Origin of the sequence: Mycobacterium sp. IS-1264 (assembly GCF_001954195.1) — a bacterium.
Taxonomy (GTDB): domain Bacteria; phylum Actinomycetota; class Actinomycetes; order Mycobacteriales; family Mycobacteriaceae; genus Mycobacterium.
The window spans coordinates 75,083-98,690 of the sequence record NZ_MBES01000005.1; the positions used below are offsets into that span (position 1 = coordinate 75,083).

The following is a 23,608-nucleotide window of genomic DNA, read 5'->3' on the forward strand; positions in this document are numbered from 1 at the left end:
GATCCGGTGCGCCCCAAGAAGGATGAAACACGCTATGACGACGACCGAAAACGCGCTCACTCCCGACGTCCGCAACGGCATCGAGTTCAAGGTCGCCGACCTGTCGCTGGCGGAGTACGGCCGGCGCGACATCGAGCTCTCCGAGCAGGAGATGCCCGGTCTGATGTCGCTGCGCCGCGAGTACGCCGAAGTGCAACCGCTGAAGGGCGCGCGGATCTCGGGCTCGCTGCACATGACGGTGCAGACCGCCGTGCTCATCGAGACCCTCGTCTCGCTGGGCGCCGAAGTCCGCTGGGCGTCGTGCAACATCTTCTCCACCCAGGACCACGCCGCCGCGGCGATCGTCGTCGGCCCGCACGGCACCCCCGAGGAGCCCAAGGGCGTGCCGGTGTTCGCGTGGAAGGGCGAGACGCTCGAGGAGTACTGGTGGGCCGCCGAGCAGATGCTGACCTGGCCCGACGAGCCGGCCAACATGATCCTGGACGACGGCGGCGACGCGACCATGCTGGTGCTGCGCGGCGCGCAGTACGAGAAGGCCGGCGTCGTGCCCCCGGCCGAGGACGACGACCCCACCGAGTGGAAGGTCTTCCTGGACTTGCTGCGCCGCCGCTTCGAGACCGACAAGGACAAGTGGACCAAGATCGCGGAGTCGGTCAAGGGCGTCACCGAGGAGACCACCACCGGCGTGCTGCGGCTCTACCAGTTCGCGGCGGCCGGCGACCTGGCGTTCCCGGCGATCAACGTCAACGACTCGGTCACCAAGTCCAAGTTCGACAACAAGTACGGCTGCCGCCACTCGCTGATCGACGGCATCAACCGCGGCACCGATGTGTTGATCGGCGGCAAGAAGGTGCTCATCTGCGGCTACGGCGACGTCGGTAAGGGCTGCGCCGAGTCCGTCAAGGGTCAGGGCGCGCGCGTCGTCGTCACCGAGGTCGACCCGATCAACGCGCTGCAGGCCCTGATGGAGGGCTTCGACGTCAAGCGGGTCGAGGACGCGATCGGCGAGGCGGACATCGTCATCACCGCGACCGGCAACAAGGACATCATCACGCTGGCCCACATGAAGGCGATGAAAGACCACGCGGTGCTGGGCAACATCGGGCACTTCGACAACGAGATTCAGGTCTCCGCGCTGGAAAAGTCCGGCGCCACCAAGGTGAACATCCGTCCGCAGGTGGATCTGTGGACGTTCCCCGACAGCGGCAAGTCGATCATCCTGCTGTCCGAGGGGCGGCTGCTGAACCTCGGCAACGCCACCGGCCACCCGTCGTTCGTGATGAGCAACAGCTTCTCCAACCAGGTGATCGCGCAGATCGAGCTGTGGACCAAGAACGACGAGTACGACAACGAGGTGTACCGGCTGCCCAAGCACCTCGACGAGAAGGTGGCCCGCATCCACGTCGAGGCGCTGGGCGGTGAGCTGACCAAGCTGACCAAGGAGCAGGCCGAGTACATCGGCGTCGATGTCGACGGGCCGTACAAGGCCGACCACTACCGCTACTGAGTTCGGGTGCGCCGAACGCCCGTCCAGCCGGGCGCTCGACGACGTGTGCCCGGACAGCCGGGCGCTCGACGAGGGAATAGGCTCGCGGCGTGCTGATCGCGATCGAAGGGGTCGACGGCGCCGGCAAGCGGACGTTGTCCGAGGGCTTGCGTAAAGCGTTCGAAGCCGCCGGGAAGTCGGTCGCCACGCTGGCGTTCCCGCGGTACGGGCAGTCGGTGACCGCCGACGTCGCCGCGGAGGCGCTGCACGGCGAGCACGGCGATCTCGCGTCGTCGGCGTACGCGATGGCGATGCTGTTCGCGCTCGACCGCGCAGCGGCGGTCGGCGACATCGAGGCGCTGGGCCGCGCGCACGACGTGGTGATCCTGGACCGTTACGTCGCTTCCAACGCGGCCTACACCGCCGCCCGGCTGCGCCAGGACGCGGCGGGAGAAGCGGCGGCCTGGGTGCGGCGGCTGGAATACCAGCGACTGGGGTTGCCCGTGCCGGACTGGCAGGTGCTGCTGGCGGTGTCCGCCGAACTCGCCGCGCAGCGAGCCCGCCATCGCGCCGAATCGGAGCCGGGCCGGGCGCGCGACAGCTACGAACGCGACGACGACCTTCAGCAACGCACCGGCGCGGTGTACGCGGGTTTGGCCGCCGCGGACTGGGGCGGGCGGTGGCTCGTCGTGGACGCGGACATCGATCCGGGCAGGCTGGCGGACGCGTTGATCGCCCCGTAGAGACGGCCAGTTAGCACAAATTTGTCACGATTTGGCCCTATCGAATAAGAAACGCCCGTGTGGCGCCCGAGTTTTGTCCCGATTCGGTGACACCATGGACTCCATGAGGCAAAGGATCTTGGTCGTCGATGACGACGCTTCGCTGGCGGAGATGCTGACCATCGTGCTGCGTGGGGAGGGCTTCGACACCGCGGTCATCGGTGACGGCACCCAGGCCCTGACCGCGGTGCGCGAGCTGCGCCCGGATTTGGTGCTGCTGGACCTGATGTTGCCCGGCATGAACGGCATCGACGTGTGCCGGGTCTTGCGCGCCGACTCCGGCGTGCCGATCGTCATGCTGACGGCCAAGACCGACACCGTCGACGTGGTGCTGGGCCTGGAGTCGGGCGCCGACGACTACATCATGAAGCCGTTCAAGCCCAAGGAGCTGGTCGCCAGGGTCCGCGCGCGGCTGCGGCGCAACGACGACGAGCCCGCCGAGATGCTGTCCATCGCCGACGTCGAGATCGACGTGCCCGCACACAAGGTCACTCGCAACGGCGAGCAGATCTCCCTGACCCCGCTGGAGTTCGACCTACTGGTCGCGCTGGCACGCAAACCACGCCAGGTGTTTACTCGTGATGTGCTGCTCGAACAGGTATGGGGATACCGGCACCCAGCGGATACCCGCTTGGTAAACGTGCATGTCCAGCGTCTACGGGCCAAGGTCGAAAAAGACCCTGAGAACCCGACTGTGGTGTTGACCGTTCGAGGAGTGGGATACAAGGCCGGACCTCCGTGATCCGGCGCTCGCCGCGACGCACTCGGAGTCGTTGGGGGCGCACTGGCCCCATGGCACGCGGCTTAGGTGCGTTGAGCCGAGCCGTAGGCATTGCCTGGCGCCGTTCGCTGCAGCTGCGAGTCGTGGCGCTCACCCTTGGACTGTCGTTGGCGGTGATCCTGGCGCTCGGCTTCGTGCTGACCAGTCAGGTCACCAACCGGGTGCTCGACGTCAAAGTCAAGGCCGCCCTCGAGCAGATCGAGCGGGCGCGCAGCACCGTCGGCGGGATCGTCAACGGCGAGGAAACGCGCTCGCTGGATAGCAGCCTTCAGCTGGCCCGCAACACGTTGACGTCGAAGACCGACCCGGCGTCGGGCGCCGGCCTCGCGGGTGCGTTCGACGCGGCGCTGCTCGTTCCCGGTGACGGTCCGCGCGCCGCCAGCTCGGCGGGACCCGTCGACCAGGTACCCAACTCGCTGCGGGGCTTCGTCAAGGCCGGGCAGGCCGCCTATCAATACGCCACGGTGCACACCGACGGCTTCTCCGGGCCGGCGCTGATCATCGGCACGCCGGCGTCGGCACAGGTTGCCAACCTGGAGCTGTACCTGATCTTCCCGCTGAAGAACGAGCAGGCCACCATCCAGCTGGTGCGCGGCACGATGATCACCGGCGGAGCCGTGCTGCTGGTGTTGCTCGCCGGGATTGCACTGCTGGTATCCCGTCAGGTGGTGGTGCCGGTGCGGTCGGCGTCGCGGATCGCCGAACGATTCGCCGAAGGCCATCTGTCCGAAAGGATGCCGGTGCGCGGCGAGGACGACATGGCCCGGCTGGCGGTGTCGTTCAACGACATGGCGGAGAGCCTGTCGCGGCAGATCACCCAGCTCGAGGAGTTCGGCAACCTGCAGCGGCGTTTCACCTCCGACGTCAGTCACGAGCTGCGCACCCCGCTGACCACCGTGCGGATGGCCGCCGACCTGATCTACGACCACAGCGCCGACCTCGACCCGACGCTGGCGCGGTCCACCGAATTGATGGTCAACGAGCTGGACCGCTTCGAGACGCTGCTCAACGACCTGCTGGAGATCTCCCGCCACGACGCGGGCGTGGCCGAGCTGTCCGTCGAGGCGGTCGACCTGCGCACCACGGTGCGAAGCGCCCTGGGCAACGTGGGGCACCTGGCCGAAGAGGCCGGCATCGAGCTCCTCGTCGAGATGCCCGACGAGGAGGTGATCGCCGAGGTCGACGCGCGCCGGGTGGAGCGGATCCTGCGCAACCTGATCGCCAACGCCATCGACCACGCCGAGCACAAGCCCGTCCACATCCGGATGGGCGCCGACGAGGACACCGTCGCCGTCACGGTCCGCGACCACGGGGTGGGGTTGCGGCCCGGCGAGGAGAAGCTGGTGTTCAGCAGGTTCTGGCGCTCCGACCCGTCGCGGGTGCGGCGCTCCGGCGGCACCGGGCTGGGCCTGGCGATCAGCATCGAGGACGCGCGCCTGCACCAGGGCCGGCTCGAGGCGTGGGGCGAGCCCGGTCAGGGCGCCTGCTTCCGGCTGACGCTGCCCCTGGTTCGCGGCCACAAGGTCACCACCAGCCCGCTGCCCATGAAACCCATTCCGCAACCGCCGGCTGCCGAACGCAAGGAGCGCCAGCGCACACGCGAGCATGCCGAGAGGAGCGGGTGATGCGCCGGTTCCTGGGTCTGCTGTTGCTGGCGGTATTGCTCGCCGGCTGCGCCGGGGTGCCCAGCTCGTCGGCCCCGCAGGCTATCGGCACCGTCGAGCGGCCCGCGCCGTCGAACCTGCCCAAGCCGACCCCGGGCATGGACCCCGACGTGCTGCTGCGCGAATTCCTCAAGGCCACAGCCGATCCCGCCAACCGGCATCTGGCCGCGCGGCAGTTCCTCACGCAGTCGGCATCCAACGCGTGGGACGACGCGGGTAGCTCGCTGCTGATCGACCATGTGGTGTTCGTGGAAACCCGTGGGGCTGAACGGGTTTCGGCAAACATGCGGGCCGACATCTTGGGCTCGCTGTCCGACATGGGGGTGTTCGAAACCGCGGAAGGGACGCTGCCGGATCCGGGCCCGATCGAGTTGGTCAAGACGTCGGGCGGCTGGCGGATCGATCGCCTGCCCAACGGAGTCTTCTTGGACTGGCAGCAATTTCAGGCGACCTACAAACGCAACACGCTGTACTTCGCCGATCCGACGGGCAAGACCGTGGTGCCCGATCCGCGCTACGTCGCGGTATCCGATCACGATCAGCTGGCCACCGAACTCGTATCCAAGCTGCTGGCGGGCCCGCGGCCGGAGATGGCCCATACGGTCCGCAACCTGCTCGCGCCGCCGCTGCGGCTGCGCGGTCCGGTGACCCGCGCCGACGGCGGCAAGAACGGGATCGGCCGCGGCTACGGCGGAGCGCGCATCGATCTGGAAAAGCTATCGACGACCGATCCGCACAGCCGGCAATTGCTTGCCGCACAGATCATTTGGACCCTGGCGCGCGCGGATATCAGGGGGCCGTATGTGATCAACGCCGACGGCGCGCCGCTGGACGACAGGTTCGCCGAGGGGTGGACCACCTCCGACGTCGCGGCCACCGATCCCGGCGTGGCCGACGGCGCGGGAGCGGGTTTGCACGCGCTGGTCAACGGTTCCCTGGTCGGGTTGGACGGCCAGCACACCACGACGGTGCCCGGGGCCTTCGGTCGCATGGGCGACCAGTCGTCCGCCGCGCTGTCGCGCAGCGGACGCGAGGTGGCATCGGTGGTGACCCTGCGGCGCGGCGCCCCCGACGTGGCGGAGTCGCTGTGGATCGGCGAGCTGGGCGGTGAGGCGGTGCAATCCGCCGACGGACACAGCATTTCGCGGCCCAGCTGGGGGCTGGACGACGCGGTCTGGGTGGTGGTCGACACCAACAACGTGCTGCGGTCGTTCCAGGAGCCGGCGTCGGGGCAGCCCGCCCGCATCCCGGTGGATTCGGCGGCGGTCGCCAGCCGCTTCCCGGGGCCGATCACCGAGCTGCAGCTGTCCCGCGACGGCACGCGCGCCGCGATGGTGATCGCGGGCCAGGTGATCATCGCCAGCGTCGAGCAGACCCAGGCCGGGCAGTTCGCCCTGACATACCCGCGGCGGCTGGGTTTCGGGCTCGGCACGTCGGTGGTGTCGCTGTCCTGGCGAACCGGCGATGACATCGTGGTGACCCGCACGGACGCGACGCATCCGGTGTCCTACGTGAACATCGACGGCGTGAACTCCGACGCGCCCTCGCGTGGTTTGCAGATCCCGCTGACCGCGATCGCGGCCAATCCGTCGACGGTGTACGTCGCGGCCCCGCAAGGGGTGTTGCAATATTCGGCGTCCTCCGCCGAAGGCGAGCAGAGCTGGTCGGAGGTAGCCGGGTTGGCGGCACCCGGAGCGGCACCGGTGCTGCCGGGATAAGCGGTCGCTTGTCACCCCCGCCCGCCACACTGGCGGGGTGCTCGACCTCCTCCTGCCGCTGGAATGCGGCGGCTGCGGCGCGCCTGCGACCCGCTGGTGTGACGCGTGCGCCATCGAGCTGGCCGTCAAACCCGACGAACCGCACCTCATCAACCCGCGCATCGACCCGCGGGCGCCGGTGTTCGCGCTCGGCCGCTACGCCGGCGCCCGGCGCCAGGCGATCCTCGCGCTGAAGGAGCACGGGCGCGGCGACCTCGTCGCGCCGCTGGCCCGGGTGATGGCCATCGGGCTGCACCGGCTGCTGACGTGGGGAATGCTCGAGACGCCGTTGACGATCGTGCCCGCACCGACCCGGCGTTCCGCGGCGCGCCGGCGTGGCGGTGACCCGGTCGCCCGGCTGGCCGCCGCAGCGGTCGCCGCGCACCCGGACGTCCTCGTCGTGCCGGCCCTGCGGATGGCGGCGCTGGCCCGCGACTCGGTGGGCCTGCGTCCCGCCGCCCGCGAGCGCAACATCGCGGGCCGCGTCCTGCTGCGCGGGCGGCCCGGACTACAGCGCACCGAAGTCCTGATCGTCGACGACATCGTCACCACCGGCGCGACGGCACGCGAATCGGTGCGCGTCCTGCGGTCCGCCGGGGTCCGGGTGGCCGCGGTGCTGGCGATCGCGGCCGCCTGACGCCGCGCCCCTCCCTGTGTCTCTCCCTGTGCGGCAGCCAAGAGGTTGTGAAGAACTCGCAACAGGTGAGCGAAATGGTGGCATCGCAAGGCGAACACGAGCTAACGTCGAGGACAACCTTCAGGAACTTACGAGGACCTACTGGTCTGACTCACCGGTCGCGATTCTCAGGTTGATACGCCACTTGCGGAGGGGGTGAGTATTCGACACCTTGCACCGGCGGGCTGCCTGCGGCGGCGATCTCTCTCAAGCCGTTCCCACCCCGTCGTTGCGTCTTCAAGAAAGCCGACACGCAGGGCGCGTGCGACGTGAAAAGAGAAACGAGTTGTCACGTATGTCAAGGCTCACCGTGGATTCCGGTCAGATTCTGGACCAACCGCCGGCAGAAACCGACGCGCAGGAACCGACAACGTCCGCCGAGGTCGTATTCAAGGGCCGCAACGTCGAGATTCCCGATCACTTCCGCGTCTATGTCTCGCAGAAACTCGCCCGCTTGGAACGGTTCGACAAGACCGTCTATCTGTTCGACGTCGAGCTCAAGCACGAACGCAACCGTCGCCAACGTAAATCCTGTCAGCGCGTGGAGGTCACCGCGCGGGGCCGCGGGCCGGTAGTCCGCGGCGAGGCCTGCGCCGACAGCTTCTATGCCGCGCTCGAGGCCGCGGTTGTCAGGCTGGAGAGCCGGCTGCGCCGCGGCAAGGATCGCCGCAAGGTGCACTACGGCGAAAAGACGCCCGTTTCCCTGGCCGAGGCCACCGCGGTGGCCCCGCCGCCGGAGAAGGCCCTCAACAACAAGCTCAACGGCAAGGCGTTCAACAACAGCCAGCCGGCGCCGCCGCACCAACACGAGCACAACGACCACGCCGAGCCCCATGGCCACGAGCCGGGCCGTGTCGTGCGCACGAAAGAGCATCAAGCCAAGCCGATGTCGGTCGACGATGCGCTCTACGAGATGGAACTCGTCGGCCACAACTTCTTTTTGTTCTACGACAAGGAGACCGAACGGCCATCCGTCGTCTACCGGCGACACGCCTACGATTACGGGCTGATCAGGCTCTCCTGAGGGTCGGCGGACATCACGGGGTTGTCACCTACCATGGGAGTCGCCTTATAGAAGACTCCTACCAACAGGGGAACATCCCAAAGGGGACAACACCGTGCTGTCGAAATTGCTGCGCCTTGGTGAAGGTCGCATGGTCAAGCGCCTCAAAAGGGTGGCCGACTATGTCAGCACCTTGTCTGACGACGTCGAAAAGCTCACCGACGCCGAGCTGAGGGCCAAGACCGACGAGTTCCGCAAGCGCCTGGACGACGGGGAAAGCCTCGACGACCTGCTGCCCGAGGCGTTCGCGGTGGCCCGCGAGGCCGCCTGGCGGGTGCTCGACCAGCGGCCGTTCGACGTGCAGGTGATGGGCGCGGCCGCCCTGCACCTGGGCAACGTCGCCGAGATGAAGACCGGTGAGGGCAAGACCCTGACCTGCGTGTTGCCCGCCTACCTCAACGCGCTGGCCGGCAACGGCGTGCACATCGTCACGGTCAACGACTACCTGGCCAAACGCGACAGCGAGTGGATGGGCCGCGTGCACCGCTTCCTGGGCCTGCAGGTCGGGGTGATCCTGGCCAACATGAGCCCGGACGAACGCCGGGTCGCCTACAACGCCGACATCACCTACGGCACCAACAACGAGTTCGGCTTCGACTACCTGCGCGACAACATGGCCCACTCGCTCGACGACCTGGTGCAGCGCGGGCACAGCTACGCCATCGTGGACGAGGTCGACTCCATCCTGATCGACGAGGCCCGGACCCCGCTGATCATCTCCGGGCCCGCCGACGGCGCCTCGAACTGGTACACCGAGTTCGCCCGGCTGGCGCCGCTGATGCAGAAGGACGTCCACTACGAGGTGGACCTGCGCAAGCGCACCGTCGGCGTGCACGAGAAGGGCGTCGAGTTCGTCGAGGACCAGCTCGGCATCGACAACCTCTACGAGGCCGCCAACTCGCCGCTGGTCAGCTACCTCAACAACGCGCTGAAGGCCAAGGAGCTGTTCAACCGCGACAAGGACTACATCGTCCGCGACGGCGAGGTGCTCATCGTCGACGAGTTCACTGGCCGCGTGCTGATCGGGCGCCGCTACAACGAGGGCATGCACCAGGCCATCGAGGCCAAGGAGCACGTGGAGATCAAGGCCGAGAACCAGACGCTGGCCACCATCACGCTGCAGAACTACTTCCGGCTCTACGACAAGCTCGCCGGCATGACCGGTACCGCCCAGACCGAGGCGGCCGAGCTGCACGAGATCTACAAGCTCGGCGTGGTGTCCATCCCGACCAACAAGCCGATGATCCGCACCGACTGCTCCGACCTCATCTACAAGACCGAGGAAGCCAAGTACATCGCGGTGGTCGACGACGTCGCCGAGCGCTACGACAAGGGCCAGCCCGTCCTGATCGGTACCACCAGCGTGGAACGCTCGGAGTACCTGTCGCGTCAGTTCAAGAAGCGGCGCATTCCGCACAACGTGCTCAACGCCAAGTATCACGAGCAGGAGGCGGGCATCATCGCGGTGGCCGGCCGCCGCGGCGGCATCACCGTGGCTACCAACATGGCCGGGCGTGGTACCGACATCGTGCTGGGCGGCAACGTCGACTTCCTGACCGACCAGCGGCTGCGCGCCCAGGGCCTGGATCCGGTGGAGACGCCCGACGAGTACGAAGCGGCCTGGCACGAGGAGCTGGCCGTCGTCAAGGAGGAGGCCGCCAAAGAGGCCACAGAGGTGATCGAGGCCGGCGGCCTGTACGTGCTGGGCACCGAGCGCCACGAGTCGCGCCGCATCGACAACCAGCTGCGCGGCCGCTCCGGCCGCCAGGGTGACCCCGGCGAGTCGCGCTTCTACCTCTCGCTCGGCGACGAGCTGATGCGCCGCTTCAACGGGGCGGCGCTGGAGTCGCTGCTGACCCGGCTGAACCTGCCCGACGACGTGCCGATCGAAGCGAAGATGGTCACCCGCGCGATCAAGAGCGCCCAGACTCAGGTCGAGCAGCAGAACTTCGAGGTCAGAAAGAACGTCCTCAAGTACGACGAGGTGATGAACCAGCAGCGCAAGGTCGTCTACGCCGAGCGCCGTCGCATCCTCGAGGGCGAGGATCTGCAGCAGCAGGCCACCGACATGCTGACCGACGTCATCACCGCCTACGTCGACGGTGCGACCGCCGAGGGATATGCCGAGGATTGGGACCTCGACGCATTGTGGACGGCGCTGAAGACGCTGTACCCGGTCGGAATCAGCCACGAGGCGCTGACCCACCGCGACGAGGACTCCGACCGCGACGACCTGACCCGCGAGGAGCTGCTCGAGGCGCTGCTCAAAGACGCCGAACGCGCTTATGCCGCAAGGGAAGCCGAACTCGAGGAAATTGCCGGCGAGGGCGCGATGCGCCAGCTGGAGCGCAACGTGTTGCTCAACGTCATCGACCGCAAGTGGCGCGAGCACCTCTACGAGATGGATTACCTCAAGGAAGGCATCGGCCTGCGCGCGATGGCGCAGCGCGACCCGCTGGTGGAGTACCAGCGCGAGGGCTACGACATGTTCATGGCCATGCTCGACGGCATGAAGGAGGAGTCGGTCGGCTTCCTGTTCAACGTCACCGTCGAGGCCGCGCCCGCCCCGCAAGTCGCGCCGGTGGATGCTCCCGACGGGCTCGCGGAATTCGCGACGGCCGCCGCGGCCGGTCAGCGGGACGGCTCGGGTGGTGCGCCCGCCGCGGTGCGCGAGCAGGCTCCGACCGCGTTGCGCGCCAAGGGCATTGACGACGAAGCGCCGGCCCTGACGTATTCCGGCCCGTCGGAGGACGGTTCGGCGCAGGTGCAGCGCAACGGCGGTGGGGCCGCCGACAAGACGCCGGCCGGAGTGCCCGCCGGCGCCAGCCGGCGCGAGCGGCGCGCGGCCGCGCGGCAACAGGGTCGGGGCGCCAAGCCGCCGAAGTCCGTGAAGAGGCGCTAGACGCGGCGACGCCGCAACGGTGACCGGTCGAGAAAGGGGCAAGTTTCATGCCCTTCGGCGGAGCTGTGTCGCGGACGGAGGTTCTGGCGGCGCTATCGCTGGCGATCGACCTTGGGCTGGGGCAACCGATGGATCACATGCTGCGGTCGGCGGCGCTGGGCACCAGGCTCGGCGAGCGGCTTGGGCTCAGCGAGCGTGAGCGCGGGACTGTTTTCTACACGGGTCTAGTCATGTGGATCGGCTGTCATGCCGACTCGCACGAATACACGCGGTGGTTCGGCGACGACATCGCGGTGCGACACGACAGCCACTTCATCGACTGGTCCGGTCCCACGTACCGGCGATTTCTGATGAGCAATCTGGGTCGTGGGTCGACGCTGCCCAAACGAGCCCAATTGGCGGCAAAACTTTTCGTCGATGCGCGCGGGAATCTCGGCGCGTTGGTGCGGTCCCATTGCCTGTCGGCCGCATTGCTCGCCGAGGAGATCGGCTTGGGCACGGACGTCTGCGAAGCCCTGCCCTACGCGTACGAACGGTGGGACGGCAGCGGTCTTCCCGCTCGCGCCGCCGGGCGCCAGATACCCGTGGCGATGCGGGTGGCGCAGGTTGCCGACATCGCCGAAGTGCACCATCGCGCTTACGGCGCGAAGGCCGCGATGGCCGAGGTTCGCCGCCGCAGCGGCAAACAGTTCGATCCGGACATCGTCGCGGTGTTCACTGCGGCCGCCGACGAACTGCTGCGCGAGAACGAAGATGTGTGGTCGACCGCTGCCGACTTGGCGCCGGACCCGGGGGAGGCGCTGAGTGAGGTCGTGCTAGACCGGCTCTTGCGCGCGATGGGTGACTTCGCGGACCTGAAATGCCCCTTCACACTTGGTCATTCGCGTGCAGTCGCCGAGCTGGCAGAGAATGCCGCGAAATGTGCCGGGCTGCCGCAGGACCACATCGACGTTCTGCGCCGCGCAGGCTACGTTCACGATCTGGGCCGGATCGGTGTGTCCAACCGGGTGTGGGAAAAGCCGGGTGAGCTAACCCATGCCGAACGCGAGCGTGTGCATTTGCATCCGTATCTGACTGGCAGAATCTTGGCCCGGGTCGGCGGGCTGAAGGCTGTCCGGGAGGTCGCGGTGAACCACCACGAACGACTGGACGGGTCTGGTTATCCGAATGGTCTCCGGGGTGATGATCTCTCTGTCCGCGATCGGGTACTTGCTGCCGCCGAAAGCTATTGCGCCTCAATGGAGCCGCGACCGTATCGCGATGCACTGGACGAGGCCGACGCGGCCAGGCAACTGCGAAGTGAAGCGGCCCGCGGCCGGCTGGACGGCGAAGCGGTTGAAGCCGTTTTGGAGGCGGCGGGCCACCGGCCCTCGCGCAGAGCCCCCAGGCTATCGGGATTGACCCGGCGCGAGGCCGAGGTATTGCTCCATGTCGCACAGGGGCGATCCAACCGGGAGATCGCCTCGGCCCTTTGGATTTCCGAGAAGACTGTACGCAATCACGTTGAGCACATCTATGCCAAGATCGGGGTCTCGAACCGGATCGGGGCTAGCTTGTACGCGACACGGCACGGCCTTACCAGCAGCGCGCCCCACTAGGACACGGTTTCCCGGGGAGCGCCGTCACCGCCGGGATTCGCCGGGCCGGGATCGCCGGTCGAGCACCCATGCGGTTGCCAGCGTGAGGGCTACAGCGAACGAGGCGAGCGCGATCAGACTGGCGGCGGTGCCTCCGTGGAAGGTGTCGCGGTAGGCGGACATGGCCGGCAGCGTGGCGGTATAGCGGTCGAGGTTCAGGGCGCGCCCCAATGCGTCGAAGGCGTGGCGGTTGGATAGGACGAGGCTCATAAGGCGTCCCGGGGCGGCCATCTGGTCGACGGGAACGATGGCACCCCCGAACAGAACCTGGGGAAAACACAGCATCGGCAGGGCGAGCGCCGCCTGCGCCGCGTTGGAGACTGCGGCCGAGGCGAGCAGGCCCAGCGCCAGTGCCGAGGTCGCCTCGATCATGATGGTCGCGAATAGCGAGGCGTACACGTCCCATCCGACCGCGGGGAGCCGACCGAGCGCGCGCAGCACAACCAGCAACACCGCGCTCACGCCCGCCAGAACCGGAAGCAGCGCAGTCACCTTCGATGCCACATAGGCGCCCACGCTGAGCCCGGCAAGGCGCTCGCGCCGAAACACGGCCATCTCTCCGACGATTTGGAGCAGGCCGTACGTCAGCCCGAAGAAGAAGCCATCGAACGCAATCCAGAACACGATCTGGGCCGGCCCGACGTCGGCCGCGTTTCCCGGGTCGAACGCGCCGCGCTTGAACAGCGTGGCCATCATCGCCGTCACAAGCACCGGTGAGCCGAGCAGGATCGCAAGGGTCAGCCGGTTGCGACAGAGCACATCGAAATTGCGGCGGGTGAGCAGCCACCATTGCCGCGCCATGCCCGTGCGCTTGACGACGTCGGACCGGGTGGCGGGGACCGGTTGTCGAGCGAAGCTAGGCGGGGTTTTCGACCTCAGTCGGCTTTCGGCGAATCGCTCGGCCCAGATCTGCGGCGTGTGCTCGCCGGCTAGGCGCTCGTACACCTCCGCGAGGTTTTCCACGCCGAAGTAGCGCCGCGCCGCGGCCGGGCTGCCGGTGAAGGCCAAGTGGCCGTCGCGAGCCAGGAAGACCACCCGATCACACCGGTCGATACCGGCGGGCTCATGTGTTGTGAGAACGATGGTGACCCCGCGTTGGCTGAGCCGGCGCAGCAGGCGCATCACGTCGGCCGCGGTTGCGGGATCGAGCCCGGAGGTGGGTTCGTCGAGGAAGAAAAGACGCGGCCGGGTCAGGAGCTCCACGGCGATGCTGGCCCGCTTGCGTTGACCGCCGGACAGCGCACGCACCGGCACCTCGGCGCGGTCAGCCAAGTCGAGGTCCTGCAGGGTTTCCTCCACGATCTCGTTCGCGCGGGCCGCACATGTGCCCGCGGGCAGCCGTAGCAGCGCCGCGTAGCGCAGCGTGCGCCGCAGGGGCATCTCGAGGTGGATGATGTCGTCCTGGGGCACGTAGCCGACTCGGGAGTCGTCGCTGACGCGGGCACGGCGAGCGATGCCGTCGTGCCGAAGTTCCCCCGTGGAGGGTTGCTGCAGGCCCGCGAGGATCTCTAGCAAAGTGGTTTTTCCGGCCCCGCTGCCGCCGGCGATGGCGACCATTTCGCCAGGTCCCACCGAGAGCGACAGGCGGTGGAGAATCTGCCGCCTACCGATGCGCCGGCTGACCTCGATTGCGTCGACCCGGCCGCCGCCCGGTGCCTTGGCTGCGTGATCTGATCGCTCAGTACCGAGGCGCTCGATAGTCGCCGCCTCACATGCCAAACCGGCCATGATCCGACCTCCGTGCCTTTCCGAAGTAGCTTTGTCATGGCCGATCATCAGCCCACCGCTTCCGCGGTCGCATGAGGCATTTGCCTCAAATCGCAACGTCAGCGACGCCAGATGTATGCGCTGCAGCACGCGCCGGTGGACCCGGCGCGCGGCTAGAGATCCGGCCGAAATCGTGCCTACCCCGGCGGAAAATGAGGCATCCGCCCCATGTTCAAAACCACCGTCGAGGCGCACAATCAGCGAATGAAGCGATTGTTGATAGTCGGCTACGGCGCCGTGGCTTACCTGCTATTTCTTGGGGCATTCCTGTACCTCGTTGCTTTCGTGGGCAACTTCTGGGTCCCGCGAACCGTGGACCACGGGATCTCCGCGCCCATCGGCCAGGCGGTCCTGATCAACCTGCTGCTGGTCGCCGCGTTCGGCGTCCAGCACAGCGTCATGGCGCGGCCGGGGTTCAAGGCATGGTGGACACGAGTCGTGCCGTCGACGATTGAGCGCAGCACCTACGTGGTGCTGTCCAGCGCCGTGCTGGTGCTGCTGTACTGGCAATGGCGCACGATGCCGACCGTCATCTGGGACGTGTGGCAGCCGGTCGGGCGCACGGCGCTGTGGGCGTTGTTCTGGCTCGGATGGGCGATCGCGCTGGCCGCGACCTTCATGGTCAGCCACTTCGACCTGTTCGGCCTGCGCCAGGTGTATCTGGCTTGGCAGGGAAAACCCTACACGCACATAGGTTTTCACGCTCGATGGCTGTACAAGTTGGTGCGTCACCCGCTCATGCTGGGCTTCTTCATCGCCTTCTGGGCGACGCCCACGATGACGGCCGGGCACCTGCTCTTCTCGATCGCGATGACGGGGTACATCCTGATCGCCACGCAGCTGGAGGAGCACGACCTGATCGGCGCGCTGGGCGACGAATACCGTGACTACCGTCGTCGGGTGCCGATGGTGCTGCCGTGGCCTCGCCCGCACACGACTCCGCACCCCACCGAGGCGGCGCCCCAGGGTTAAACCTGAGTTTGGCCGGTACCGCTTCTCTTGGGGCGGTGTTTCGCCGAGGATTGACTCCTATGGATGTCAAGGAGGTCTTGCTGCCGGGCGTCGGTCTCCGATACGAATTCGTGAGCCATACCGGGGACCGGATCGGCATCGTCGCGCGGCGCGGCGGTGACTTCGACGTCGTCGTGTACGGCCCCGACGATCCGGACCAGGCCCGCCCGGTGTTCCGGCTCACCGACGAAGAGGCCGAGGCCGTGGCGCAGATTCTCGGCGCACCGCGCATCGCCGAGCGCTTCACCGAACTGACCCGCGAAGTGCCGGGACTCGAAGCGGGCCAAGTCCACATCCGGCCGGGCGGTACGTTCGTGGACCGGCCACTGGGGGAGACCCGTGCCCGCACCCGGACCGGCGCGTCGATCGTGGCGATCGTGCGCGACGACGACGTGCTCGCCTCGCCGGGCCCGGCGGAGACGCTGCGGGCGGGCGACGTCCTGATCGTGATCGGCACCGAGGAAGGCATCGCCGGGGTCGAACAGATCGTCGACAAGGGCTGAGCCAGTGCAGGTTTCGGGGGCGCTGCTATTTCAGCTGGGCGCCCTCCTGACCGCGCTCGCGGTGCTGGGCACCGTCGCGCGCCGGTTCGCGTTGTCCCCCATACCGCTTTATTTGGTGGCGGGTCTCTCCCTGGGTAAGGGCGGCATCTGGCCCGTGGCCGCCGCGGGTGGGTTCATCACGACCGCCGCGCCCATCGGCATCGTCCTGCTGTTGCTGACGCTGGGCCTGGAATTCTCGGCGACCGAATTCGCCAGCAGCCTGCGCCACCATTTGCCGTCGGCCGCCGTCGACGTGGTGCTCAACGCCGCGCCCGGCGCGGTCGCCGGCTGGCTGCTGGGCCTGGACGGCGTCGCGATCCTGGCGTTGGCCGGAGTCACCTACATCTCCTCGTCGGGTGTCATCGCCCGGGTGCTGGAAGACCTGCGCCGGCTCGGCAACCGCGAGACGCCGGCCGTGCTGTCGGTATTGGTGCTCGAGGATTTCGCGATGGCCGCCTACCTGCCGCTGTTCGCGGTATTGGCGTCCGGGGGCACCTGGCTCGAGGCGCTCGCCGGCATGATCGCGGCGGTCGTCGCCCTGATTTTGGCCTTCGTCGCGTCGTATCACTGGGGACATCACGTCGGCCGGCTGGTGGCACACGCCGATTCCGAGCAACTGCTGCTGCGGGTGCTGGGGGTCACGCTGATGGTCGCCGCCCTGGCCGAGTCGCTGCACGCCTCGGCGGCCGTGGGCGCGTTCCTGGTGGGCCTCACGCTGACCGGGGAGACCGCGGACCGGGCGCGCCAGGTGCTGGGTCCCCTGCGCGATTTGTTCGCCGCGATCTTCTTCCTGGCGATCGGTCTGTCGGTGGACCCGCACGAGTTGCTTCCGATGCTTCCGGTGGCCGTTGCCCTGGCCGCCGTCACCGCCGCGACGAAGGTGGCCACCGGGGTCTTCGCGGCCCGCCGCGACGGTGTGGCGCGCCGTGGGCAGTTGCGGGCCGGCACGGCGCTCATCGCCCGCGGCGAATTCTCCCTTGTCATCATCGGGTTGGTCGGCACATCGGTGCCCGGCGTGGCCGCGTTGGCGACGTCGTATGTCTTCGTCATGGCGATCGCGGGTCCGGTGTTGGCTCGCTTCGCCGGCGGCCCGGCGCCGGAGCGTGCAGCGCAGTAGCGCCCGCAGGAGTCAACCGATGTGCAGGGCGACGAGCAGCCATCGCGCACCCGCGATCTGTTCGACGCGGCAGGCGATGGCGTGCATGCGGTCACCGCGGCTGTAGCAGCCGAAGACCTCGGCCGCGGTCGCGGGGTGTCCGACCGGTTGAAGCCGCATCCGGCGCAGTACCGCCGCACCCTTTTGGGCGGCCGGGGCGCGGCGGACCGATTCCACCGAGTCGACCAGGCTCGGTGCCAGCAGGGGCCGCAGCTGGGCCGGCGGCCGGCGCCGGTCGATGACTTCCAGCACTCGGCGCAGCGCGGCGTCGGCGAAGATCGCCGCCTGACGCATCGACGGGGAGAGCACCTGCGCCGCCTCGGGTTGGCCGCGGGGCCGCCCGCCGTGGGCCCGGCCCGGTGCGCGCCCGGCCCGGCGCGGCGTCGCCTGCCGGGAGTCATCGACCGGCGACGGGCGGCACAGGGTCACATTTCGCGGCCCGAGTCGTTCGGGCTCGTATTCGACGACGGGCGTGACGGCGAAGGGACTGGTGGTCAACGGGCACTCTCCAACTCACACGAACGGGTCGTCCGATGCGGACGCGGGGGAGCCTGCTGGAGAGTGGCAGACGGTTGTTGCTAGGCCTGTTTTTAAGGCGCTAGTCGCCATCGCGCAATTCGGTCTCCCACATACCCGTGCACTGCCGCGCCCGGCTCGGGCGATTACGGTGGTCGGGGACATGGCACACCAGCGAGGCGCACGAAGGAATTGAGGGCGAATTGACAAGGAGCACATGGCCGCAGTGGTGACCCGGTTGTCCCCGTCGGACACGTCCTTTTACCGGCTGGAAAATTCCGCTACCCCGATGTACGTCGGATCGCTGTCCATCCTTCGCCGTCCCCGCGCCGGATTGAGCTACGAGGCGTTGCTGGCCACCGTCGAGCAGCGGCTCGCCCAGATACCGCGCTATCGGCAGAAGGTTCGCGAAGTGATCGGCACGGCCCGGCCGGTCTGGATCGACGACCGCGACTTCGACATCACTTACCACGTCAGGCAGTCGGCGCTGCCGTCGCCGGGCAGCGACGAGCAGCTGCACCAGCTGATCGCGCGGCTGGCCGCCCGCCCGCTGGACAAGTCGCGGCCGCTCTGGGAGATGTACCTCGTCGAAGGCCTGAACAAAAACCGTGTGGCGCTGTACACCAAGTCCCACCAGGCGCTGATCAACGGCATGACCGCGCTGGAGATCGGCCACGTCATCGCCGACCGGACGCGCCGTCCGCCGCCGTTCCCCGAAGACATTTGGATACCTGAACGCGATCCCGGCAACACCCGGCTCGTGCTCGGCGCGGTGAGCGACTGGGTCATGGGGCCGGGAGCCCAGCTGCGCGCGGTCGGATCCGCGGTGGCCGGACTGGCAACCAACTACGGCGAATTGCTCGACGCCGGCCGCCGCGTAATCGATTTCGCGCGCACGGTCGCGCGCGGCACCGCGCCCAGCAGCCCGCTCAACGCGCGGGTCTCGCGCAACCGGCGGTTCACGGTCGCCCAGGGCAATCTCGAGGATTACCGGACCATCCGGGCGCGGTACGACTGCGACGTCAACGATGTGGTGCTGGCGGTGATCGCCGGCGCACTGGGGAACTGGTTGATGTCGCGTGGTGAGGCGGTGTCGCCGACCGCGACGATCCGGGCGATGGCGCCGCTGTCGGTGTACTCCGACGGTCAACACGACTCCACCGGCCCAGGCCAGACGATCAGCCAGGTCACTCCGTTCCTGGTCGACCTGCCGGTGGGAGAACGCAACGCCGTGGTGCGGCTGTCGCAGATCGCGCACGCCACCGAATCAAACCCGACGGCCGCCAGTCTCGTCGACGCCAGGACCATCGTCACGCTGTCGGGGTTTGCGCCACCGACGCTGCACGCCATGGGCATCCGCGTCGCCGCCGGTCTTTCCGCGCGCCAGTACAACCTGTTGATCACCAATGCGCCTGGGGCTCAGTCGCAGATGTATATCGCCGGCACCAAGTTGCTGGAGACCTATTCCGTGCCGCCGCTGCTGCACAACCAGGCGCTGGCCATCAGTGTGACGTCCTACAACGGGATGCTCTATTTCGGAATCAATGCCGACCGCGATGCGATGAGCGATGTCGACCTGCTGCCCGGGCTGCTGAATCAATCACTGGAAGAGCTTCTGGAAGCTTCTCGGTAGTGGCGTCAAAATCGCTGTGTGGATATAGCATTCGTTGATGTGAGCACCGCAACGAATGACGGCGCCAAGGCGAAGGCGGCGGCGAAGGCGAAGAAGAAGAAAGCGGGTTCGTCCGAACCCCGGATCTCCGATGCCGTCTATGAGGCCGAATTATTCCGTCTGCAAACGGAATTCGTGAAATTGCAGGAGTGGGTGCGGCATTCCGGCGCGCGCGTCGTGGTCATCTTCGAAGGGCGGGACGCCGCGGGAAAGGGCGGCGCCATCAAGCGAATCACCGAATACCTCAGCCCGCGCGTCGCCCAGATCGCGGCGCTGCCGGCGCCCTCCGATCGCGAACGCGGCCAGTGGTACTACCAGCGCTATATCGCCCATCTGCCCGCCAAGGGCGAGATCGTGCTCTTCGATCGATCGTGGTACAACCGCGCCGGCGTCGAGAAGGTGATGGGATTTTGCACGCCGGGCGAGTATGCCCTGTTTTTGCGGCAGACGCCGATCTTCGAGCAGATGCTGATCGACGACGGGATTCTGCTGCGCAAGTATTGGTTCTCGGTGTCCGAAGACGAGCAGCTGCGCCGGTTCAAGGCTCGGCGCAATGACCCTGTGCGCCAATGGAAGCTGAGTCCGATGGACTTGGAATCGGTGTACCGCTGGGAGGATTATTCGCGCGCCAAGGACGAGATGATGGTGCACACCGATACTCCGGTGAGCCCGTGGTATGTCGTGGAATCCGACGTCAAGAAGCACGCACGGCTCAACATGATGCACCACCTGTTGTCCACGATCGAGTACACCGACGTGGAGACGCCCAAAGTCGAGCTGCCGGAACGCCCGGTGCTCAGCGGCAACTACGAACGCCCGCCACGTGAGCTGTCGAGGTACGTCGACGACTATGCGGCCACGCTGATCGAGGGCTAGCCGTGGGCGATGCCGCGATCCAGGTCTACATCCCGGCCACCCTGCCGATGTTGCAGCAGCTCGTCGCCGACGGCTCGTTGTGGCCGGTCAACGGCACCGCGTTCGCGGTGACCCCCACATTGCGCGAGGCCTACGCCGAAGGTGACGACGAGGAACTCGCCGACGTGGCGCTGCGCGAGGCCGCGCTTGCGTCGCTGCGCCTGCTGGCGGCCCAGGACGCCGGAGGGGCCGACCCGGCCCCGCGGCCGCGGCGCGCGGTGCTGTCCGCCGAGGTGGGCTTGGGCGAATCCGGGGCCACGTTCCGTCCCGATCTGGACGACGCCGTCGTCAGACTGGGCGCGCCCGTCGCACTCGACCAGGTGATCGCCGCGTATGTCGACAACGCCGCCGCCGAGGACGACGTCACCAGGGCCATCGAGGCCATCGATGCCGCCGACCTGGGCGACGAGGACGCCGACCTGATCGTCGGCGATGCTCAGGACCACGATCTGGCCTGGTACGCCAATCAGGAGTTGCCCTTCTTGCTCGACCTGCTCTGAGGGGAACTGTGTGACGCATTCCGGGGTCGCGAGCCTGGATACGGTACCGTAGGTTACGGTACCGTAGCTTGTGTGACGGGGTGCTACCAATGAGTAAGCAACATGCATCGATCGCCGCCAATGTCGTGGAGACCAAACGTCCCAGTGTCGTCGGGGCCGAGCGGCATCCCGGCTGGCACGCGCTTCGCAAGCTAGCCGCGCGCATCACGACGCCGCTGCTGCCCGACGACTACCTGCACTTGGCGAATCCGCTGTGGTCGGCGCGGGAACTGCGGGGCCGGATCCTCGATGTCCGCCGCGAGACCGAAGACTCCGCGACGCTGGTCATCAAGCCCGGCTGGGGCTTCAGCTTCGACTACCAACCGGGCCAGTACATGGGCATCGGCCTGCTGGTGGACGGGCGCTGGCGCTGGCGGTCGTATTCGTTGACGTCGAGCCCGGCCGATACTTCCCGGTCCGCTGTCAGATCGGGACCGGCACGCACGGTGACCATCACCGTCAAGGCGATGCCCGAGGGCTTCCTGTCCAGCCACCTGGTGGCCGGCGTGGAACCGGGCACCATCGTCCGACTGGCGGCGCCACAGGGCAATTTCGTGCTGCCCGACCCCGCGCCGGCGTCGATCCTGTTCCTCACCGCGGGGTCGGGGATCACGCCGGTCATGTCGATGCTGCGCACGCTGGCGCGCCGCGACCAAATCACCGACATCGCACACCTGCATTCGGTGCCCACCGAGTCCGACATGATGTTCGGTGCGGAGTTGAACGCACTGGCGGCCGACCAGCCGGGGTATCGCTTGCGGGTGCGCGAGACCCGCACCCAGGGCCGGCTCGACCTCGGTTCGCTCGACCGCGAGGTGCCGGACTGGCGGCAACGCCACACCTGGGCCTGCGGGCCGGAGGGCCTGCTGACCCAGGCCGAGCGGGTCTGGTCGGCGGCGGGCATCGACGACCGGTTGCACCTGGAGCGATTCGCGGTGTCCAAGGCCGCGCCCGCCGGAGCCGGCGGAACGGTGACATTCGCCCGAAGCGGCCGCGCCGTCGCCGCCGATGCCGCGACATCGCTGATGGACGCAGGGGAGGGCGCCGGTGTGCAGATGCCCTTCGGTTGCCGCATGGGCATCTGCCAGTCGTGTGTGGTTAGCCTGGTGGAAGGTCACGTCCGCGACCTGCGCACCGGCAAGGAACACGACCCCGGGACCCGAGTTCAGACGTGTATTTCCGCCGCATCGGGCGATTGCGTGATCGACATCTAAAGGCTACTCACAGGTAACTTACGGAATCGTAGGTTACGATAGCGTAGGTACGGACCACACAACTGACAACACAACTGACAACACAACTCACAACACGATGAGCGCATGGAGGTGGAGACAATCGCGATCACAGACGTCGACGTATTCGCACATCTCACCGACGCCGATATCGAAAGCCTGGCCGTTGAGCTGGACGCTATCCGCCAGGACATTGAAGACTCGCGCGGCGAGCGGGACTCCCGCTACATCCGTCGCACCATCGCAGCGCAACGCGCGCTGGAGGTAGCCGGCCGGCTGCTGCTGGCCGCCAGTTCACGGCGCTCGGCGTGGTGGGCGGGCACCATCACTTTGGGTGTGGCCAAGATCGTCGAGAACATGGAGATCGGCCACAACGTCATGCACGGCCAGTGGGACTGGATGAACGACCCGGAGATTCACTCCTCGACGTGGGAGTGGGACATGAGCGGGTCCTCCAAGCACTGGCGTTACACGCACAACTTCGTGCACCACAAGTACACCAACATCCTCGGGATGGACGACGACGTCGGCTACGGCATGCTGCGCGTCACCCGCGACCAGCGCTGGAAGAAATTCAACTTCCTCAACCTGGTGTGGAACACGTTGCTGGCGTTGCTGTTTGAGTGGGGCGTCGGCTTGCAGCACGTGGAGATCGGCAAGATCGTCAAGAAGCGCATGGACAACGAGGAGGCCCGGCAGCGGATCGACGAGTTCATGGCCAAGGCCGGTCGGCAGGTGTTCAAGGACTACGTCGCGTTCCCGGCGCTGACCTCGCTGTCGCCCGGCGCGAGTTTCCGTTCGACAGTGACGGCCAACGCGGTTGCCAACATCATCCGCAACGTGTGGGCCAACGCCGTCATCTTCTGCGGCCACTTTCCCGATGGGGCAGAGAAATTCACCAAGACCGACATGATCGGTGAAACCAAGGGGCAGTGGTACCTGCGCCAGATGCTGGGCAGCGCCAACTTCGAAGCCGGGCCGGTGCTGCGGTTCATGAGCGGCAACCTGTGCCACCAGATCGAGCATCACCTTTACCCCGACCTGCCGAGCAACCGGCTGCACGAGATCTCGGTGCGCGTGCGCGCCGTCTGCGACAAATACGACTTGCCTTACACCACAGGCTCTTTCCTGGTGCAGTACGGCAAGACGTGGCGGACGCTGGCTAAGCTGTCGCTGCCGAACAAGTACCTCGTGGACAACGCCGACGACGCGCCGGAGACCCGCAGCGAGCGCATGTTCGCGGAGCTGGAGCCCGGTTTCGCCGGCACCGATCCGGCGACCGGCCGGCGGCGCGGGCTGAAGTCGGCGATCGCCGCCGTGCGGAGCTGGCGGCGCGACAAGCGGGCCGCGAAGGCCACTCGCCGGATGGGTGCCGGCAACTCCGACGACTCCGACGACTTGGCGGCCTAGTCTCTACGGGCCCTTGCGCCGAGCGCGCACTCATGGCGAAATTTTGGCCGATTTCTCGCCCTGAGAACACGTTCGGCGCGACGGCGGCACCACGCCACGC

19 protein-coding genes are annotated in these 23,608 nt (G+C 67.5%); 17 read left to right on the forward strand and 2 right to left on the reverse strand.

What is annotated here, in order from left to right:
- Nucleotides 1–34: 34 nt before the first annotated feature.
- The 9 genes from ahcY to A5744_RS00855 all read left to right on the forward strand — a co-directional run bounded on the left by ahcY (nucleotide 35) and on the right by A5744_RS00855 (nucleotide 12,709).
- Nucleotides 35–1,507, forward strand: a complete 1,473-nt coding sequence (gene ahcY, locus A5744_RS00815; protein ID WP_076057704.1) for an adenosylhomocysteinase — start codon at nucleotides 35–37, stop codon at nucleotides 1,505–1,507.
- 89 nt (nucleotides 1,508–1,596) lie between these two features.
- Nucleotides 1,597–2,229 (forward strand): dTMP kinase, encoded by a 633-nt coding sequence (locus A5744_RS00820; protein WP_076057705.1) that lies wholly within the window; start codon nucleotides 1,597–1,599, stop codon nucleotides 2,227–2,229.
- A gap of 94 nt (nucleotides 2,230–2,323) precedes the next feature.
- Entirely contained in the window at nucleotides 2,324–3,010 is a 687-nt protein-coding gene (mtrA, locus tag A5744_RS00825) for a two-component system response regulator MtrA (protein WP_007168097.1), read from the forward strand.
- Nucleotides 3,011–3,060: 50 nt separating this feature from the next.
- Entirely contained in the window at nucleotides 3,061–4,674 is a 1,614-nt protein-coding gene (gene mtrB / locus A5744_RS00830; protein ID WP_139329746.1) for an MtrAB system histidine kinase MtrB, read from the forward strand.
- The gene (lpqB, locus tag A5744_RS00835; RefSeq protein ID WP_139331183.1) at nucleotides 4,674–6,431 is read left to right on the forward strand and encodes an MtrAB system accessory lipoprotein LpqB; all 1,758 of its coding nucleotides are present in this window, start codon (nucleotides 4,674–4,676) and stop codon (nucleotides 6,429–6,431) included. The genes mtrB and lpqB overlap by 1 nt, the downstream gene beginning before the upstream one ends.
- A 37-nt stretch (nucleotides 6,432–6,468) precedes the next feature.
- Nucleotides 6,469–7,107: a ComF family protein gene (locus tag A5744_RS00840; protein WP_076057708.1), complete on the forward strand. Its 639-nt coding sequence runs from the start codon at nucleotides 6,469–6,471 to the stop codon at nucleotides 7,105–7,107.
- Between the two features lie 334 nt (nucleotides 7,108–7,441).
- Entirely contained in the window at nucleotides 7,442–8,170 is a 729-nt protein-coding gene (raiA, locus tag A5744_RS00845; RefSeq protein ID WP_076057709.1) for a ribosome-associated translation inhibitor RaiA, read from the forward strand.
- A gap of 94 nt (nucleotides 8,171–8,264) precedes the next feature.
- Nucleotides 8,265–11,111, forward strand: coding sequence for a preprotein translocase subunit SecA (gene secA / locus A5744_RS00850; RefSeq protein WP_076057710.1), 2,847 nt, complete (start codon nucleotides 8,265–8,267; stop codon nucleotides 11,109–11,111).
- Between the two features lie 47 nt (nucleotides 11,112–11,158).
- On the forward strand, nucleotides 11,159–12,709 hold the full coding sequence (locus A5744_RS00855) for an HD domain-containing phosphohydrolase (protein WP_076057711.1): 1,551 nt from the start codon (nucleotides 11,159–11,161) through the stop codon (nucleotides 12,707–12,709).
- Nucleotides 12,710–12,733: 24 nt separating this feature from the next.
- On the opposite strand, the gene A5744_RS00860 is transcribed toward A5744_RS00855, so the two are convergent.
- Nucleotides 12,734–14,476, reverse strand: a complete 1,743-nt coding sequence (locus A5744_RS00860) for an ATP-binding cassette domain-containing protein (protein WP_083679161.1) — start codon at nucleotides 14,474–14,476, stop codon at nucleotides 12,734–12,736.
- A gap of 243 nt (nucleotides 14,477–14,719) precedes the next feature.
- On the opposite strand from A5744_RS00860, the gene mddA reads away from it, so the two are divergent.
- The 3 genes from mddA to A5744_RS00875 are packed head-to-tail and all read left to right on the forward strand — an operon-like array spanning nucleotide 14,720 to nucleotide 17,185.
- Entirely contained in the window at nucleotides 14,720–15,487 is a 768-nt protein-coding gene (gene mddA, locus A5744_RS00865) for a methanethiol S-methyltransferase (protein ID WP_205866275.1), read from the forward strand.
- Nucleotides 15,488–15,546: 59 nt separating this feature from the next.
- A complete protein-coding gene (locus tag A5744_RS00870) occupies nucleotides 15,547–16,029 on the forward strand; it encodes a cation:proton antiporter regulatory subunit (protein ID WP_076057713.1) in 483 nt (160 codons plus the stop codon).
- Nucleotides 16,030–16,033: 4 nt separating this feature from the next.
- Nucleotides 16,034–17,185: a cation:proton antiporter gene (locus A5744_RS00875; protein ID WP_076057714.1), complete on the forward strand. Its 1,152-nt coding sequence runs from the start codon at nucleotides 16,034–16,036 to the stop codon at nucleotides 17,183–17,185.
- A 12-nt stretch (nucleotides 17,186–17,197) separates the two neighbouring features.
- Here the strand turns inward: A5744_RS00875 and A5744_RS00880 are convergent, their stop codons facing one another.
- Nucleotides 17,198–17,722, reverse strand: coding sequence for an Rv3235 family protein (locus A5744_RS00880; protein ID WP_076057715.1), 525 nt, complete (start codon nucleotides 17,720–17,722; stop codon nucleotides 17,198–17,200).
- A gap of 244 nt (nucleotides 17,723–17,966) precedes the next feature.
- Here A5744_RS00880 and A5744_RS24765 point away from each other — a divergent pair, with 244 nt between their 5' ends.
- The 5 genes from A5744_RS24765 to A5744_RS00905 all read left to right on the forward strand — a co-directional run bounded on the left by A5744_RS24765 (nucleotide 17,967) and on the right by A5744_RS00905 (nucleotide 23,508).
- Entirely contained in the window at nucleotides 17,967–19,373 is a 1,407-nt protein-coding gene (locus tag A5744_RS24765) for a wax ester/triacylglycerol synthase family O-acyltransferase (RefSeq protein ID WP_076057737.1), read from the forward strand.
- Between the two features lie 39 nt (nucleotides 19,374–19,412).
- Entirely contained in the window at nucleotides 19,413–20,288 is an 876-nt protein-coding gene (gene ppk2 / locus A5744_RS00890; RefSeq protein ID WP_076057716.1) for a polyphosphate kinase 2, read from the forward strand.
- Nucleotides 20,289–20,335: 47 nt separating this feature from the next.
- Nucleotides 20,336–20,827 (forward strand): hypothetical protein, encoded by a 492-nt coding sequence (locus A5744_RS00895; RefSeq protein WP_076057738.1) that lies wholly within the window; start codon nucleotides 20,336–20,338, stop codon nucleotides 20,825–20,827.
- Nucleotides 20,828–20,916: 89 nt separating this feature from the next.
- Nucleotides 20,917–22,080 carry a ferredoxin reductase gene (locus tag A5744_RS00900; protein ID WP_076057717.1) on the forward strand — a complete coding sequence of 388 codons (1,164 nt, stop codon included), beginning with the start codon at nucleotides 20,917–20,919 and terminating at the stop codon, nucleotides 22,078–22,080.
- Between the two features lie 120 nt (nucleotides 22,081–22,200).
- A complete protein-coding gene (locus A5744_RS00905; RefSeq protein ID WP_076057739.1) occupies nucleotides 22,201–23,508 on the forward strand; it encodes a fatty acid desaturase in 1,308 nt (435 codons plus the stop codon).
- Nucleotides 23,509–23,608: the final 100 nt, after the last annotated feature.